11 protein-coding genes are annotated in these 16,612 nt (G+C 50.9%); 8 read left to right on the top strand and 3 right to left on the bottom strand.

Going from position 1 to position 16,612, the window contains the following annotated elements:
• Positions 1–19: 19 nt before the first annotated feature.
• Positions 20–1,477: an IMP dehydrogenase gene (guaB, locus tag RSDT_RS06255; RefSeq protein WP_096400087.1), complete on the bottom strand. Its 1,458-nt coding sequence runs from the start codon at positions 1,475–1,477 to the stop codon at positions 20–22.
• Between the two features lie 875 nt (positions 1,478–2,352).
• Here guaB and RSDT_RS06250 point away from each other — a divergent pair.
• Both RSDT_RS06250 and RSDT_RS06245 read left to right on the top strand, forming a co-directional pair.
• A complete protein-coding gene (locus RSDT_RS06250) occupies positions 2,353–3,348 on the top strand; it encodes an OmpA family protein (RefSeq protein ID WP_096400607.1) in 996 nt (331 codons plus the stop codon).
• A 28-nt stretch (positions 3,349–3,376) separates the two neighbouring features.
• On the top strand, positions 3,377–3,898 hold the full coding sequence (locus RSDT_RS06245; RefSeq protein WP_096400085.1) for a translation initiation factor 2: 522 nt from the start codon (positions 3,377–3,379) through the stop codon (positions 3,896–3,898).
• 24 nt (positions 3,899–3,922) lie between these two features.
• On the opposite strand, the gene thrB is transcribed toward RSDT_RS06245, so the two are convergent.
• Positions 3,923–4,474, bottom strand: a complete 552-nt coding sequence (gene thrB / locus RSDT_RS06240) for a homoserine kinase (RefSeq protein WP_096400083.1) — start codon at positions 4,472–4,474, stop codon at positions 3,923–3,925.
• Positions 4,475–5,030: 556 nt separating this feature from the next.
• Here thrB and larB point away from each other — a divergent pair.
• Positions 5,031–5,816, top strand: a complete 786-nt coding sequence (larB, locus tag RSDT_RS06235; RefSeq protein WP_096400081.1) for a nickel pincer cofactor biosynthesis protein LarB — start codon at positions 5,031–5,033, stop codon at positions 5,814–5,816.
• Between the two features lie 283 nt (positions 5,817–6,099).
• Here the strand turns inward: larB and RSDT_RS06230 are convergent, their stop codons facing one another.
• Positions 6,100–7,368, bottom strand: a complete 1,269-nt coding sequence (locus tag RSDT_RS06230) for a M23 family metallopeptidase (protein WP_231941831.1) — start codon at positions 7,366–7,368, stop codon at positions 6,100–6,102.
• 324 nt (positions 7,369–7,692) lie between these two features.
• On the opposite strand from RSDT_RS06230, the gene RSDT_RS06225 reads away from it, so the two are divergent.
• From RSDT_RS06225 to purF, 5 genes are all read left to right on the top strand, one after another.
• Positions 7,693–8,712, top strand: coding sequence for a helix-turn-helix domain-containing protein (locus RSDT_RS06225; protein ID WP_096400077.1), 1,020 nt, complete (start codon positions 7,693–7,695; stop codon positions 8,710–8,712).
• Positions 8,713–8,856: 144 nt separating this feature from the next.
• Positions 8,857–10,008 carry a DNA polymerase III subunit beta gene (gene dnaN, locus RSDT_RS06220; protein ID WP_096400075.1) on the top strand — a complete coding sequence of 384 codons (1,152 nt, stop codon included), beginning with the start codon at positions 8,857–8,859 and terminating at the stop codon, positions 10,006–10,008.
• Positions 10,008–12,416 carry a DNA topoisomerase (ATP-hydrolyzing) subunit B gene (gyrB, locus tag RSDT_RS06215; RefSeq protein WP_096400073.1) on the top strand — a complete coding sequence of 803 codons (2,409 nt, stop codon included), beginning with the start codon at positions 10,008–10,010 and terminating at the stop codon, positions 12,414–12,416. Before dnaN ends, gyrB begins: the two co-directional genes overlap by 1 nt.
• A gap of 53 nt (positions 12,417–12,469) precedes the next feature.
• Positions 12,470–14,977 carry a DNA gyrase subunit A gene (gene gyrA / locus RSDT_RS06210; RefSeq protein WP_096400071.1) on the top strand — a complete coding sequence of 836 codons (2,508 nt, stop codon included), beginning with the start codon at positions 12,470–12,472 and terminating at the stop codon, positions 14,975–14,977.
• A gap of 227 nt (positions 14,978–15,204) precedes the next feature.
• Positions 15,205–16,611, top strand: coding sequence for an amidophosphoribosyltransferase (gene purF / locus RSDT_RS06205; protein WP_096400605.1), 1,407 nt, complete (start codon positions 15,205–15,207; stop codon positions 16,609–16,611).
• The last annotated feature ends 1 nt before the right edge of the window (position 16,612 follow it).

The raw sequence follows: 16,612 nt of genomic DNA, 5'->3' as shown, positions 1-16,612 counted from the left end.
GCAACAGGCGTTCAGAACGCTAGTTGTCTATGCGGTAATTGGGGGCTTCCTTAGTGATGATGACGTCGTGGACGTGGCTTTCCCGCAAGCCTGCGGCGGAAATTTCGCAGAACGTGGTGTTGTGGAAAAGGTCTTCCAGATTTTTTGCCCCCACATAGCCCATACCGGACCTGAGGCCGCCCGTCAGCTGATACACGGCTTCCATAACCGGCCCACGGTAAGGCACGCGGCCCACAATGCCTTCAGGCACCAGCTTTTTGCTGCGTTCCTGAAAGTAACGGTCGCTGCTTCCCTCTTTCATGGCGTCAATGGAGCCCATGCCGCGATAAATTTTATAGGTGCGCCCTTGGTAGAGAATGATTTCGCCGGGGCTCTCTTCTGTGCCGGCAAACAGCGAGCCTATCATCACCGAATGCGCGCCCATGACCAGTGCCTTGACAATATCGCCGGAAAACTTGACGCCGCCGTCAGCCACGCAGCAGCAGTTCATCTCTCGCGCGGCGCGGCTTGCGTCCATCACTGCCGTTACCTGCGGCACGCCCACGCCGGCCACAATGCGCGTTGTGCAGATGGAGCCTGGCCCGATGCCCACTTTCACGCTGTCGGCCCCGGCCTCTAAAATGGCGCGCGCGCCTTCATACGTTGCCACATTACCTGCGACAAGCTCGCAACGGGGAAAGCTCGCCTTGACAGCGCGGATGGCGTTCAGCACATTCAGGGAATGCCCGTGGGCGGAATCAAGCACCAGTACGTCGGCCCCGGCTTCCAGAAGCTGTCCGGCCCGCTGTTCACTGTCCCTGCCGATGCCTATGGCGGCACCGACGCGCAGGCGGCCCTTGTCGTCTTTGCAAGCGTTGGGGTATTTTTGCACCTTGTCTATGTCTTTCATTGTGATCAGGCCGCGCAGGCGCTTGTTTTCATCCACGACAAGCAGTTTTTCTATGCGGTGTTCGTGCAGGTGGCGCTTGGCGTTTTCCAGCGAGGTGCCCATAGGCACGGTGACAAGTTTGGAACTGGTCATTACGTCGGCCACACGCACTGCCTGGGCGTCTTCCACAAAACGGACGTCCCTGTTTGTGAGAATGCCCACAAGGCAGTCATCGTCCACCACGGGCAGGCCGGAAATGTGGAAATCGGCCATGACTTCCAGCGCCTCTTGAACGGAGCTGTGCGAAGCAATCGTCACCGGGTCAAGAATCATGCCGCTTTCGCTTTTTTTCACCCGTTCGACTTCAATCCGCTGTTTTTCCACAGACATATTTTTATGAATGATGCCTATACCTCCCATGCGCGCCATAGAGATAGCCATGGCCGATTCCGTCACGGTGTCCATGGCGGCGGAGAGCAGCGGAATGCGCAACGGAATGGAAGGGGTGAGCCAAGTGTTGATGTCCACCGCGTCGGGAGTTATTTCAGAATGCCTTGGGACAAGCAGAATATCGTCAAAGGTCAGCGCCTTGCCGCGATTTGTAAACATGCCCCACCATAACCTGACTAATATATTTATTTAAGCTATAATTAATCAGTATATCTTATTACCGATTGCCTGTCAATGCGTGCATCTGAAGCGCCCAAGGTATTAGCCGCCCCCGAGTCAAGAATCTTTGAACTGACGGTATCGAATGCTATCCATAGTATTCTGCATCATTGCAGGGAATTTTCCAGGTGCCATGTTGATATCCGCACTATGGCTCCCAATTATAATGGGCGCCAAAATATGGCGGCAGGTCATGAATAGAGCATAGTTCATCGGACTGGACATTGCCAAGAACGCTTTCAAGTTTTTCTGGCTGACGACAAGTGACGCAAAATCTCCAACAAGAAGCTGAGCCGCAAAAAAATATGAGCGGAATATGACGGAATTGATCAATAAAATGGAATGAATTCAGTGGAGATTTTCAGGCTATCTTACAGTGAAGGCAACATCTTGTAACCTCTCGAGTTATCGCGACCCTTAAGCCAGCGGAGTGATTTTACGTCCATACCAATGCGAATCGGGGTTTGATGAACTACGGTCGGATCATCTGGGAAACCCAGACCGAGGGCAAATATCTTCAAAAGACCTGTCGATTGATTGGGAGCCATAGTGCGGATATCAACATGGCACCTGGAAAATTCCCTGCAATGATGCAGAATACTATGGATAGCATTCGATACCGTCAGTTCAAAAAATCCTTGACGCAGGAGGCGGGTCTATACATGCTCTGGATGCCGTGCAATTATGTCTTGCAATTTGTTTGGAAGACGAATATGACAAATATGAAGATATTGGCATTTATGTTGTTTCTGCCGGATAAGGCAATACGGCTAGCTGGTAAAAATATCCACAAACCACACACCTTGGGAGGCAGTATGAAATCTTTTCATCTTCTTGTTCTTGCTACGGCTCTTGTTTTAGGCTATGCCGCCGTCGCGGCCGCAGCCCCGTTGTGCAACAAAAAAATTGAAAGCTTTGATTTTGTCGTGGACTATTCCGGTTCCATGATGGTGCAGCACAAGCAGTTGAAACAGGATAAAATCATTGTGGCCAAAACCGCGCTCACGCGCGTCAACGCGGCCATTCCTGCGCTGGATTACAACGGCGGCCTGCACACCATGTCGCCCAACAGCACACTGATTCCCCAAGGCCAGTGGGATCGCACTTCTTTGGCGGCCGGCATCAAAAAGCTGCGTTCCGGGTTCCAAATTTTCGGACGCATGACCACAATGGGCGACAGCATCCAGAAGTATGAACCCTTTCTCTCCAGCATAAAGCGCGACGCCGCTCTCATTCTCGTGACCGACGGCGACAACAACCGCGGCACGGATCTGGTTGAAGTGGCCCGTCAGGTGTATGCGAGCCAGCGCAATCTTGTTATTCACATCATTTCTTTGGCTGACACGAAAAACGGCGAAGCCACCGTCAAGGCCATAGCGGCCATGAATCCGTCAAGCGTGCTGGTGCGCGCTGAAGAACTGGCCACAAGCGATGCCGCTGTGGAACGCTTTGTTCTTTCCGTCTTCTGCCGTGACGCGGACGTCATCGTGCTGCGTGGCGTAAACTTTGCTTTTAATGCCTACACATTGGACAACAAGGCCATCGCCATTCTGAACGAAGCCGCATCTCTCATCAAGGCCAACCCTAACAGACAGGTGCGTCTGACCGGCTGGACAGACTACATTGGATCCGACGCTTACAACCAGAAGCTCTCGCAAAACCGCGCCAGCGCCGTGAATGGCTATCTGTCCAAACAGGATGTTCCTTCAAGCCGCTTGACCGTCATCGGCAAGGGCAAATCCTACAAGTACGACAACAAGACTGAAGAAGGCCGCCACATGAACCGCCGCACCGAAGTTTCCTTCGACTAAGTGGTTACCGGCGCGGTTGAGGAACGCCATGCGCAATTTTCTATTTCTGATTCTTCTCAGCTTTGCTCTTGTGACCGGCTGTGTCTCTTCCGGCGCCAATGACGCTGACGCACCAAAAACTGCCGCAGCGCTGGGCAGCGCTGCGGTAAAACCCACGCCGGCGCCCGAAACACCCCCAAAAGCCCACAAAGCCACAAAAACGTCTGCCAAAACAGAGGCGGAAATTCGTGCCGCTCTAGAAGTGACGGCACACAAGCTGACAGCCCAGGCGGCCAGAACCGTCATGCCCCACAAATCTTCCAAAGAAGTAAAGATGGAGGGCGAAGAGTATGTGGCCGCTTATATTGAAGTGGACATTGTAAACGTCGCCATGGAAATGCGCCCCGGAACGAACGCCGGGCATTATGTGGGCGCCATACGGTATCAGGAGAACATATACGAATGCCGCGGCCCCAATAAAAATGCAGCCCTTTCCGCGCCCTGCAAACAGGTGGGTAAGCGCAACATCACAGAACTGATCAACTTTGACGGCAAAACCTGGCAATTCTAGGGCAATGATACCTGGGGGCGGCCGCTATCCCCGCACCACTTCCGGAGGCAGATCCCTGATAATGCGCCTGGCGCATTCCCCGGGGCTGTCTGCATGCACTGCGCAGTGAAACGGCGCCCAAGCGTTATACAGATCTGCGCGTTCATAAAAAAGGTCGGCCAGCGACTCTCCCGGCGCAATAGCGAGTCCGCGGTCGGGTTTGGCAGCAACGCGTTTTTCTATGACGACAAAGGGCGCGTCAAGATACACAAGCGGCCCGAGAGCAGTCAGGTGGCGCATGGCGGCATCTCTGTAAACCACGCTGCCGCCGGTGGCGATGACGGTGCGGTTAATACGCAGAGAGCGGATTATCTCGCATTCGGCGTCAATAAAGGCGTCCTTGCCGAGCGCATCGGCTATTGTCTGCAGCCGCGCGCCGTATATAGCTTCTATTATGGAGTCGCTGTCCAGAAAAGCCCAGTCCAGCGCACGCGCGATCGCCTCCCCCACAGTAGATTTACCGGCACCTGCCATCCCGATGAGGACAATACAGGGTGCGAGCTTGCGCGGCGCAGTTATCAATGAGTCTATCGGCATAACTTCTCTGCCTCTGCATACTCCCTGCAAAATAATTGCGCCGGATGCAATAACCCTTCTCGAATCATACGGGAATTTGCAAAAAATTGTGCACAAGCGCACTGCCCCTGTCAAGATGACTATGGAATGCCGCCAAGGCAACGTATCTAAATTTTGGCTCTACGCAAACGGCTCTTTCCATCAGACTCAGAACTTATCCGTAAATAAGCAGACATCCCCCAGAAGTAATATATGCTTTTCTTCAAAGGAAAATAATCGCCATTCAAGAAGCGGAAATACTCTCTCACACCAGTACACAAGCACGTCAAGGATAAGCAAACAGACTATGCGTGCTTTACCTTGGGACAAGGATTGTTGCTTCTTTTTGCATACTATTGCCTAACACAAAGACTATGGCTAGAAAAAAATCCCTGTCGGGTAAAATAGGGACTTTGTCAGCAGTCTGAGTGTAACGCTGTTGCACTTTTCCTTTCAATATATCCCGTAACATCTTATCTCACTCGTGAACAGCGAAAAACTGTTTACATTTTGCTGTGCGCATACTACGAGAGAGGGCATGGAAAAAAACGTTCTGCGCCGTATACTCACTCTGACGGCTGAGGGCAGTCTTTCACCGGACGAAGCTCTGGAACAGACATACGTCGACAGCGTGCGCGCCACGCTGGCCGAACTTACAACCGGCATCACGCTTGACCCGGAGCGCGGAACGCGCACCGGCATCGGAGAAGTGGTTTTTGCGCAAGGCAAAAGCGAAGACATGCTTTTGGCCGCAGTAGAGGGTCTTTCCCTTGCCGGCCCGGCTCTCGCAAGCCGCGTCAGCGCGGCACAGGGGCTGAGCCTGACGTCGCGCTTTCCTGAGGGAGATTATTGGCCTCAAGCCGGCCTTTTTGCAGTCAACGCCCCGGCGCGCTTTGCCAACGCCATACCGCCCCCCTGGCCGCAGAGTGGCGACATACTGATTGTTTCAGCCGGTGCGTCAGACATGCCTGTGGCGCTGGAAGCCTTCGGTTCTCTGGCATTTTTAAACCGGAATGCAGGCCTTGTGACGGATGTGGGCGTAGCTGGCCTGCACCGGCTCACGCCGCATATTGCGGCGCTACGCAAGGCAAAGGCCGTTATTGCTGTGGCCGGCATGGAAGGAGCGCTGCCCGGCGTGCTGGCGGGGCTGACAAAAGCTCCGGTGATAGCCGTGCCGACATCTACAGGATACGGTGTGGGCGCGGACGGCTTTGCGGCTCTCTCAACCATGCTGTGCACATGCGTGCCCGGCGTTGCTGTGGTAAATATTGACAACGGATTCGGCGCGGCGGCCTTTGCGGCCAAAATATCCCTCACTGGTTAAAAAGCAAAAAATGCAACACGCTCTTATTTTCTGCATGAACCATGCTTCCATTCTGAGGAATCCACATGTGGAACACGCAATAAAACAACCATGCCACAACTGATGAACGACTTCACATGCCCGAACACAAGCCATTGGGCTGGCGATGGCGGTCTTCAACACGACCGGATGTAGGCACCGCACCTTACCTTGATACGGCAAAAGACGTTGTTGGGCGTAGCTGCCCACACAAAATGACCGCAACAAGAGTTTATATCGCTAACATAAGCGACGCCAGCAGATGTCAATTTGTTTTATGTCGGCGTTTTGTTTTACGCTCGGACTTGTATGAACCTTCGTCAGACGTGGCCTTCCTGTGCACCTCAAAACGCTCCGGCACAAGGCTCTCGATCGTATATCCGGCCAGCGGCTTTGCGCCGTTCAACAAAGCCAGCTCTTCGGCCGCCGTTTTTTCAAATTCGCCTTTACGCGCTGCAGAAACAGGCTCGCCGCGCGGGTTGACAGCTTTGACAGGGTTGATAAATCTGCCGCCTTGTCGCAAGCGGAAATCCAGGTGCGGGCCTGTCGCCAGGCCCGTACTTCCCACAAAGCCTATCACCTGGCCCTGCCGCACGTGCAACCCTGTTTGCAGTCCCCTGGCATAGCCGGAAAGATGGCCATACATGGATTCCAGCCCGGCCATATGCTTGATGATAATCTGATTACCATACCCGCCGGACCAAGCCTTTTGCACAACAGTGCCATCACCAACGGCTTTGACGGGCGTACCGGTCGGAGCGGCGTAATCCACACCTTCATGCGGGCGGTTCACCCCAAGAATGGGATGTCTGCGGTGCATGGTAAATCGTGAAGTTATGCGGGTAAACGCCAAAGGCGCCTGTAGCAAGGTTTTACGCAAATTTTCCCCTTTGTGGTTGTAATACTGAGCTCTGTTGTTCCCGTCGCGGAAAAGAAAAGCTTCAAACAGTTTGCCCTGATTGATGAAAGTGGCTGCCAAAATGCGGCCATAACCCCTGTATTCGCCTTCACGCCAGCGTTTTTCAAGCAGAACGGCAAAAGAATCTCCTTCCTGAAGATCACGTATAAAATTTATTTCAGCTCCGAAAAGTTCCGCAATCTGTAAGGCGAGCTGAGGGCTTTCACCAACATCGGCCACGGCCTGAAAAAGATTGTCATTGATAACGGCTTCAACAACAGAAAGCAAAGTAACATATTCTATAGCTTCCACCCGCGCCACAGGGTTTTCAAGGCCTTCGACCACCAGACGGCGGCGCATGTCTATTTCATACTCAAAACGTTTGACGAGGCCGGTGGCCGCATCTGTAACGACAACATAGGAACGCCCTTCACGAAACGCCAGCGGGGGAAAAACCTGACGCGCCGCGCTTATATATGGGTACACATTTTTGCCGGCCGTTTCTTCCAGAATTTTGCCAACAGTGTCGCCTTTTTCCACAACACCTTTGACAATGGCTTCGTTGCCGCTTTGCGGTGTTGGCTTGTTTACAGATTTGACCGCAAGGACGGTTTGTTTCGCATTATCTTGTTTCACCGTTGTTGGCGGAACAAAATCAGACAGTTGAACTTCTCTGACAGCTGGTTCCCAGCTTGTTTCAAAAGCTGAATTTTGACCTGCAGACACAAAAAAAAATAAACCCGCAAGAAAAAAAAGCAGGGGGGGGGAAATTAAAGGCCTTCTCATTAAAATCTACTATATTCGTAACAAAGCCTCATGTCCATCTGACAGCAATGCACGCAAAACCAGAAGGTTGACTACAACGACACAAACACAGCAAGACTTGTTTCCAAAAAAAAAAAAGAGTAAAAACATTTTTTACTTTACAAAACCAAACACAGGCAGCAGCCACATATACTTATGTTGACAGACACATCAGACAGCAATGAAAAAAATCCGTTTGACACATTTTTATGTAATGCAAAAAACGCTTTCCCTTTGGCTGCAATCACAGAAATAGCCAACAGCAATCCCGGAGAAGCCTATAACCCCTTTACGGTCTGCGGACCTGTAGGTGTCGGCAAAAGCCACCTTCTACAAACGCTGTCCACAGTTTTTAAACAAAAAAGCCTGCCCGGACAAATCATTTACAGCAATGCTGCGCGGTTTTGCTCTGAAAATACACACTGGGCAATGCGCCCAGAAATTTTCTGGCGACAATGCAGCGCGCTGTTACTAGACGATCTGCAGGAGATCACAGAACAAAAAAAATACCAGCATATTTTAACTGTTCTGCTCGAGTCCTGCCCCAACTACACGGAAGGGCAGGGCAGGCAGATCGCCATTGCCTGCTCCGGCAGGGCAGGCATTCTGAAATTGCTGGAAGAACGGCTATGTTCGCGTCTAGAATGCGGCATTGTTATGGAATTGACTGAACCTGACATGGAAGTACGCTTGCGTTATACGCGCGCGCTGTGCAAGCAAAAAAAAATAAACTTAAGCCGTGAACAGTGTCTTTTTCTCGCACAACGTTGCACAGGCTTTCGCCTTTTGCAAGGTTTTCTGCTGAAAATAAAAGCCTTTATCAGCATTCACAAAAAAACCCCCACAGTGGCGGATATGGAAAACATCGTCCATACAGGCGGAATATACAAACCTATCAATTGTCAAAAAATACTAAACAAAGTGGCCCATGCCTTCAATCTGCGGGCTGACGACATTTTGAGCGAAAAACGCCGTCCGGATATTGTCACTGCGCGACAAACAGCCATGTATCTCTGCAGACAAAAATTACACCTTTCCTATGAGGAAATCGGACAGGCATTTGAAGGCAGAGATCACAGTACCGTCATCTATGCTGTAAATAAAATTAAAAAAATTATCCCTGCGAACAAAGATGTGAACAAAATTGTCACAGAAATGGAACAAAATTTACAATAAAAGGAGCTTACTCTGAAAAAATATGGCCTTTTGTGCGCGACGTTACTTGCTTTCACCTTGAACCGCCATAAATTTCTTTTTAATTTCAGTATGCTATTAATGTAAGGAACAAAAAAACACACAATAATAATAAGGAAAAATACTATGAAATTTACAGTTAACAAAGAAGAAATTATTGAGGGTCTGCAAAAAGCCGGGGCAATTATTCCTGCCAAAACAGGCACTGCATATTTGCGGTCTTTATGGCTCAAGGCCGAACATGACAGTCTTTTTGTCATGTCTACAAACGCCGATATTGAATTTACAGGCCGATATCCTGCGGATGTTTCTGAAACGGGGATTATCGGCGTGCAGGGACGAGCTTTTGTTGATCTTGTGCGTCAGCTTCCTCCAGGAAAAATAAGCATAACCCTTGATAATAATGCCGGAAATTTGCTAATGGAACAGGGCAGGCGCGTGTATAAGCTTCCTGTTAACAATGCGGAATGGTTTCAAAATTTTGTTGTTTTTCCGGAAGAAAACGCCGTTGCCTGGTCCGGTGATTTTTTGCGGGAATTACTGGAAAGGGTGGATTTTTGCATTGAAGATAGTAACGATGAGGGACTTGCCTGCCTGTACATGAAGCCGGTTGGCAACGGGCGCATAGATGTGTGCGGCTTGAACGGGCATCAGCTTGCGCTTGTTTCTTTTCTTCATGATGATTTGGCGACGCGTTTGCCGGAACAAGGCATTTTGATTTATAAAAAATATTTGCAGGATGTGAAAAAATGGCTTGGCGCGGACGACATAGAATTTAATTTCACAGACAACCGTCTGTGTTTGCGCACTATGGACGGTAAAGAAATGTTAAGTCTGCCGCGTGCCACATATGCATACCCTGACTACACTATTTTTATAGCAAAACTTTCTGATGAAAACGCAAGTCTTGTTACCGTGGACCGCAAGGAAGGCATGGAGGCTTTGAGCCGTATTTTGATTTTTAATACGGAAAGCGACCGTTCCACCTATATGGATTTCATGGAAAATGAAGTACAAATGACAGCCCAGGGGCAGGATACCGGTTCAGCCAGTGAAAGTCTGGAAGTGACTTTCAAAGGAGATATCGCACGGATAGCCTTTCCCACGCGTAATCTTGTGGATGTGCTTGGGCATTTTGTTTCAGAAAAGGTAGAATTGATAATGACGAGTGCGGAAGGCCCATGCGGCGTTCGCGGTGTAGAAGATGGCGATTATACAGTTATTATTATGCCGATGAAAATTCTTGATGATGTGTATTACAGCGAGGAAGAAGTTTGATGACAGAGGAATATTCTGATAGCGGAGCGTACAATGCCGCTTCCATCACCGTTCTGGAAGGGCTTTCCGCCGTGCGCAAACGTCCGGCAATGTATGTCGGCTCAACAGACGCGCGTGGTCTGCATCATCTTGTATATGAAGTGGTGGATAATTCCATTGATGAGGCCATGGCCGGTTTTTGTTCGCGTATTACGGTCATGCTGCACGCCGACAACAGCGTTACCGTGCGTGATGATGGACGCGGCATACCTGTAGACATACATCCAAAGGAAGGCGTGCCTGCTGTGCAGGTAGTGATGACAAAACTGCATGCCGGCGGCAAGTTTGACAATGCAAGCTACAAGGTTTCCGGCGGACTGCACGGTGTCGGTGTTTCCTGTGTGAACGCTCTTTCTGAAACATTGACTGTTACTGTGCGCCGGGACGGCAAGCGTTACCGTCAGCATTACGCGCGGGGCGTGCCGCAGGATCAACTGAGCGTGATAGGTGAAGATGTTGACGGCCATGGCACAACAGTTAGGTTCAAACCGGATGAAGAACTATTTGAAATTCTTGAATTTTCTTATGAAACTCTGAAAAAGCGTTTTGAGGAACTCGCCTATCTCAATAAGGGTCTGAATATCGAATGCGTGGACGAACGCACAAGCGAAATTCATACTTTTCATGCAGATGGCGGCATACGCCAGTTTGTGGATTATCTTAATTCATGCGAACAGGGCGTTCATCCCATTATTGCCGGTGAAGGAGTGCTGGACAACGTGACGGTGGAGTTTGCTCTGCAATATAACGCAGGTTACAAAGAAAATATTCTTACTTTTGCCAACAATATCCGTACGAAGGAAGGCGGTACGCATCTTGTTGGCTTTCGCACGGCCTTGACGCGCGCCATCAATGCATATGTAAAAAACCAGCCGGATCTGACAAAGAAACTGAAAGGCGTGGCGCTGTCCGGCGACGATGTACGCGAAGGGCTTGTCTCGGTTATCAGTGTGAAATTACCGCAGCCGCAGTTTGAAGGACAGACAAAAACAAAACTCGGCAACAGTGAAATTGCGGGTCTTGTGGCAAATGTAGTGTACGACCGTTTGAATGTATATTTTGAGGAAAACCCTAAGGATATCAGATTAATTATTGACAAGGCAGTGGACGCCGCGCGCGCGCGCGATGCGGCGCGTCGGGCAAAGGAACTTGTGCGGCGCAAAGGAGTGCTTTCAGACAACGCTCTACCCGGCAAACTCGCTGATTGTCAGAGCAAAGATCCACAGGGATCGGAACTGTTTATTGTTGAGGGCGATTCAGCCGGTGGTTCGGCAAAACAGGGACGTAACCCAAAAAATCAGGCTATTCTTCCTCTGCGCGGCAAAATTTTAAATACTGAACGCACCCGTTTTGACCGCATGCTGGCCAACAAGGAAGTTAAAGCCCTTATCACGGCAATGGGCGCTGGCATCGGCCAGGATGACACAGATTTGAACAAGCTGCGTTATCATAAAATCATTATTATGACAGATGCTGACGTGGATGGCGCGCACATACGCACCTTGCTTTTGACCTTCTTTTTTCGTCAGTATCAAGAAATGGTGGAACGCGGTTTTGTGTATATCGCGCAGCCGCCGCTTTACCGCGTGCACAATTCGCGTATGGAAAAATTTATAAAGGACGACGCTGAATTGAACGCGTTTTTATTGACGCGCGTCAGCGATGATGTAAGCGCGGTTGCACGCAACGGCAAGCTGTTTACCGGCACTGATCTTGTCGCCTTGATGCGGCAGATAGAAAAATTGGAGGCACGCGCTGCGGACGCGGAAATAGCCGGTGTTCCACGCAATCTTTTCCTGGCTCTAACCACTTACCCTGTGCGGGTGGAAGCCGGCATGCTGGAAGATCAGAACAGTGAATTCATAGCTTGGCTTGAGGAAAGCGGTTATCAGCTGACGCTGGAGCGCGAACGTAGTGAGGAAGATGATGAAGAGCGACTGTTCGCCGTTTTTGAAAATGCCGGCACTCATCAAACGCGGCGCGGCATGGAATTTTTTACGTCACGCATGTATAAACAGGCTTGGCAAACATTTGCCGATCTGCGCGATGCGTGCGGCGGCCTTGCATTTGGCATGCGCCGCAAGGAGGGAGAAACAAAGGCGCAGGATGTTTTTACGCTGTTGCGTCTTGTGCTGGACGAAGCCCGCAAGGGCATTAACATTCAGCGCTATAAGGGCCTTGGCGAAATGAACCCCGACCAGCTTTGGGAAACGACTATGAATCCGCAACATCGTGTGCTTCTGCAGGTTTCTGTGGAAGACGCCAATGAGGCTTCCGACGCTTTTGTTGAATTAATGGGCGATCGCGTTGAGCCGCGCCGTATTTTTATTGAACGTAATGCTCTGGCGGTTCAAGATCTGGATATTTAGCATCGCCAGCATCCCACATCTACATTTGATATTTTCAGCATTTCGAGGAAAACGTGTCAGACAAACCGCAAGTCAGCATAGAAAAAGAACTTCGCAAATCCTATCTGGAGTATTCGCTCTCGGTCATTATCGGACGCGCCATTCCGGACGCACGCGACGGACTGAAGCCTGTACACCGGCGCATTATGTTTGCCCAACATGAACTCGCCAACAACTATAACCGGCCGCATAAAAAATCTGCGCGTATTGTGGGTGATGTGATAGGCAAATATCACCCGCACGGCGATTCCGCAGTTTATGACGCCCTAGTGCGCATGGCCCAGGATTTTTCCATGCGCGACCCTCTGGTTGACGGTCAGGGGAATTTTGGTTCTGTGGATGGCGACGCCCCGGCGGCAATGCGCTATACTGAGGTGCGTATGTCGCGCCTTGCCCAGGAATTTTTGAACGACCTTGACAAGGACGCGGTGGATTTCAGACCGAATTACGACAACACCCTGCTGGAGCCCTCTGTTTTGCCGACCAAGGTTCCCAATCTGTTGCTTAACGGTTCTTCCGGAATTGCCGTGGGCATGGCCACCAAGATTCCCCCTCACAATCTGGGGGAATTGTGCGGCGCGTTGCAACTGCTGCTTGATAACCCTCAATGCAGCGTTGACGATCTCATGGAATTCGTCAAAGGGCCGGATTTCCCCACCTATGGCTTTGTCTATGCCGGCAAGGCCCTCTCGGACGCCTACCACACCGGCCGCGGCACGGTGAAAGTGCGTGGTCGAGTTGAGCTGGAAGAGCGTAAAAAGGGCGCACAGTCTATTGTTATTAAAGAAATTCCTTTTGCTCTGAACAAATCAAGCCTTGTGGAAAAAATCGCCGCTTTGGTCAATGACCGCAAAATTGACGGCATTGCGGATTTGCGTGACGAATCTGACCGCAACGGCATTCGCATTGTCATTGATTTGAAGCGCGGGGTTATTGCCGATATTGTCATCAATTCCCTGTATAAATTCACGTCGCTGGAAACAAGCTTCGGCATCAATATGCTGGCTGTGGCGGAAAACAGGCCTCAATTGCTGACCCTCAAAACTGCCTTGGGCCATTTTGTCGACCACAGGCGTGAAGTGGTTATACGGCGCACACGTTTTGATCTTGAAAAGGCGCAGGCGCGGGCGCATATACTGGAAGGCCTGCAAATCGCCATAGACAATATTGACGCGGTGGTTGCGCTTATCCGCGCTTCTGCAAGCCCTGAGGAAGCCCGTCTCAGCCTCATGCGCGCGTTTTCTCTTTCTGAAGTCCAGGCCAAAGCCATTCTGGAAATGCGTCTGCAGCGTCTTACCGGCCTACAACGCGAAGAATTGCAAAATGAGTATAATGAACTTTTGGGCAAGATCGAATTTTTCAGATCTGTGCTGGATAATCCGGAAGTACTCCGCAACGAGCTCAAACGGGAGTTGCGTGAAATACGCGAAACATTTGCTACGCCGCGCCGCACGGAAGTCCTGACAGAAGCGTTGACCGGCATTGATATTGAAGATTTGATACCGGATGAAGAAGTGGTGATCACGCTCTCTCGGCGCGGCTATATGAAGCGTACCAATCTTGAAAATTACCAGCAGCAGAAGCGCGGCGGCAAGGGCATAACCGCGCTGCTTATTTCTGAGGGCGATTATGTACAGGAATTTCTGACTACAACAAACCATCAATATCTTTGCCTGTTTACCAACAGGGGACGCATGCTCCAGCTCAAGGCACATCAGGTGCCCGATGGCAGTCGTACGGCCAAGGGCGTGCACATTAACAACATTTTGCCGCTGGAAGAGGGTGAATGGGTCACAACGGTGCTGGCCCTGCGCGAATTTGCCGACGACAAATATTTTCTCTTTGTAACGCGACGCGGCATGGTGAAATGTTCCGCCGCTTCACTCTATGCGCGTTGCCGCAAAACAGGCATCATGGCTGTGGGGCTTCGGAAAGACGATGAGCTTGTGGCTGTGCGCCCCATACGCATGGACAGCCATATTGTACTCGCTACGGCCGACGGTCTTGCTATACGTTTTGCCTGCGGTGATTTGCGTCCGCTGGGCCGTGTGGCTACGGGTGTCAAGGGCATTGCCTTGCGCAGAAAAGATTGCGTGGTGGCCGTGGTCGTCCTGAAAGAGCCTGATCAGAGCACGGAAATCATGTCCATTTCTGCTAACGGTTATGGCAAGCGTACCAGTGTGGATTTGTACCGTCTGCAGTCGCGTGGTGGCAAGGGAGTGGCCAATTTCAAGGTAACCGCAAAAACAGGCAAAGTGCTGGGTGCCATGCCTGTGCGGGACAATGACGGCCTTGTGCTGCTCACTTCAGCGAGCAAGGTTGTGCGCATAGGAGTGGACGAAGTGCGTAGTATGGGGCGGGCAACACAGGGTGTTATGCTGGTGCGTCTGGACGGCGGCGCGTGCGTTATGGGCTTTGACCGTGTGGATGAGGGTGGTCAGATACTAAAAGCCGATGACGAAAATGTGTCGCAGATCGTCGTTGACGGCTTCACCGATATGGATCGGGGAGATGCGAACTGATATTGCGGTCGGCGCTGTCCCGTTTTGTTTGCTTTTCACATTAGCTCTTTGGGCGGCGATGACATCACGTTCACTCGTTCGAAAGTGCGACCTCGCCCAGCAGACTTCTGGACAGTGAGCTGGGTAAAATTTTCATGGCCTTGCAGCGTGTCTGCGCCGTCATAGACAATCGCATTGCGCATTTGCGAAAAAAATTAAATAGCATGTTGTGTGCTGGAGATAGTTTTATGATACGGCATGAATGCGGCCTTTTTGGCATTTACGACCATGAGGACGCGGCGCGGCTTGCATATTTCGGTCTTTACGCCCAGCAGCACAGGGGCCAAGAAAGCGCCGGCATTGTCACGCTAGACAACAACACGGTATATGAACACAAAGGCATGGGCCTTGTGCCTGATGTCTTTTCTGAAGCGGATTTGCGCCGCCTGCAGGGCCGTATTTCCATCGGGCATGTACGCTACTCCACCACCGGCGTTTCTGAACTGCGCAACGCCCAACCCTTTCTAGTCCGTTACAGAGGTCAGACCATTGCTGTGTCCCACAACGGCAATCTGATTAATACGCAGGCTCTGCGTGACGAACTGGAAAATGCGGGCAGCATTTTTTCCACCAGCAATGATACTGAGGTGTTCGTGCATCTGCTTGTCCTTGCTTTGCGAGAACATGAGTTGCCTAATGCCGTGCGCGAGGTGTGCGCCAGAGTGCGAGGCGCGTATTGTCTGCTTGTGCTCTCCGGTTCCACCCTTATTGCTGTCCGTGATCCGCAGGGGTTTCATCCTTTGGCGCTGGGGCGTCTTGACGCAAGCCCTGTTTTCGCCTCGGAAACCTGCGCCTTTGATTTGCTGGAAGCCGAGTATCAACGTCCTATTGCGCCGGGTGAGATGTATATTGTGGATGAACGGGACGAGCGTAGCGAGCGCTTGTGCGATCTGTTGCCGCAGAGCCCCAGTCAGTGTATTTTTGAGCTCATTTATTTTGCGCGGCCTGATTCCTATGTCTTTGACGAGCAGGTCTACCTTTGCCGCAAGCGCATGGGTTGGCAGCTTGCCTGTGAATCGGCGCCTGATGTGGATTTTATTTTACCTTTTCCGGATTCTGGCGTTTATCCGGCAGTGGGTTTTGCCCAATGCGTTGAGTTGCCCTACGAACACGCTATGATACGCAATCATTATGTTGGACGCACTTTTATTCAGCCAAGCCAGAGCATGCGCAATTTCGGAGTTCGTGTTAAAATCAATCCCGTGCGTCCCATGATACACGGCAAGCGCATATGTATAGTTGATGATTCAATCGTGCGCGGCACAACTATGATAACGCGCGTTAAAAAACTGCGCGAACTCGGCGCGCGTGAAGTGCATATCCGCATCAGTTCCCCCCCTGTAAAATTTCCCTGTTACTATGGCATAGATTTTTCCTCGAAGGGGGAATTGATTGCGGCCACACATTCCTTGGAGGAAATAATCAGACGGCTTGATGTGGATTCTTTACATTATTTAAGTGTTGACGGGCTGTTGCATGCTGTTATGCAGTCAGATAACTATTGTCTTGCCTGTTTTACTGGCAACTATCCCCTGCCCTGTGAGGAGTGCGGCAAATATCGTTTTGAAACCATTTGCGGAGCTCTTCCCGGTTGAT

Origin of the sequence: Candidatus Desulfovibrio trichonymphae (assembly GCF_002355955.1) — a bacterium.
Classification (GTDB): Bacteria; Desulfobacterota; Desulfovibrionia; order Desulfovibrionales; family Desulfovibrionaceae; genus Desulfovibrio; species Desulfovibrio trichonymphae.
The sequence above is the reverse complement of the archived record's forward strand: the minus strand, read 5'-3'. Positions and strand labels throughout refer to the sequence as shown.

What these genes read in the sequence shown, in the direction of transcription:
- guaB (WP_096400087.1), bottom strand. Translation starts at nt 1,477, where the DNA reads ATGTTTACAAATCGCGGCAAGGCGCTGACCTTTGACGATATTCTGCTT.
- RSDT_RS06250 (WP_096400607.1), top strand. Translation starts at nt 2,353, where the DNA reads ATGAAATCTTTTCATCTTCTTGTTCTTGCTACGGCTCTTGTTTTAGGC.
- RSDT_RS06245 (WP_096400085.1), top strand. Translation starts at nt 3,377, where the DNA reads ATGCGCAATTTTCTATTTCTGATTCTTCTCAGCTTTGCTCTTGTGACC.
- thrB (WP_096400083.1), bottom strand. Translation starts at nt 4,474, where the DNA reads ATGCCGATAGACTCATTGATAACTGCGCCGCGCAAGCTCGCACCCTGT.
- larB (WP_096400081.1), top strand. Translation starts at nt 5,031, where the DNA reads ATGGAAAAAAACGTTCTGCGCCGTATACTCACTCTGACGGCTGAGGGC.
- RSDT_RS06225 (WP_096400077.1), top strand. Translation starts at nt 7,693, where the DNA reads ATGTTGACAGACACATCAGACAGCAATGAAAAAAATCCGTTTGACACA.
- dnaN (WP_096400075.1), top strand. Translation starts at nt 8,857, where the DNA reads ATGAAATTTACAGTTAACAAAGAAGAAATTATTGAGGGTCTGCAAAAA.
- gyrB (WP_096400073.1), top strand. Translation starts at nt 10,008, where the DNA reads ATGACAGAGGAATATTCTGATAGCGGAGCGTACAATGCCGCTTCCATC.
- purF (WP_096400605.1), top strand. Translation starts at nt 15,205, where the DNA reads ATGATACGGCATGAATGCGGCCTTTTTGGCATTTACGACCATGAGGAC.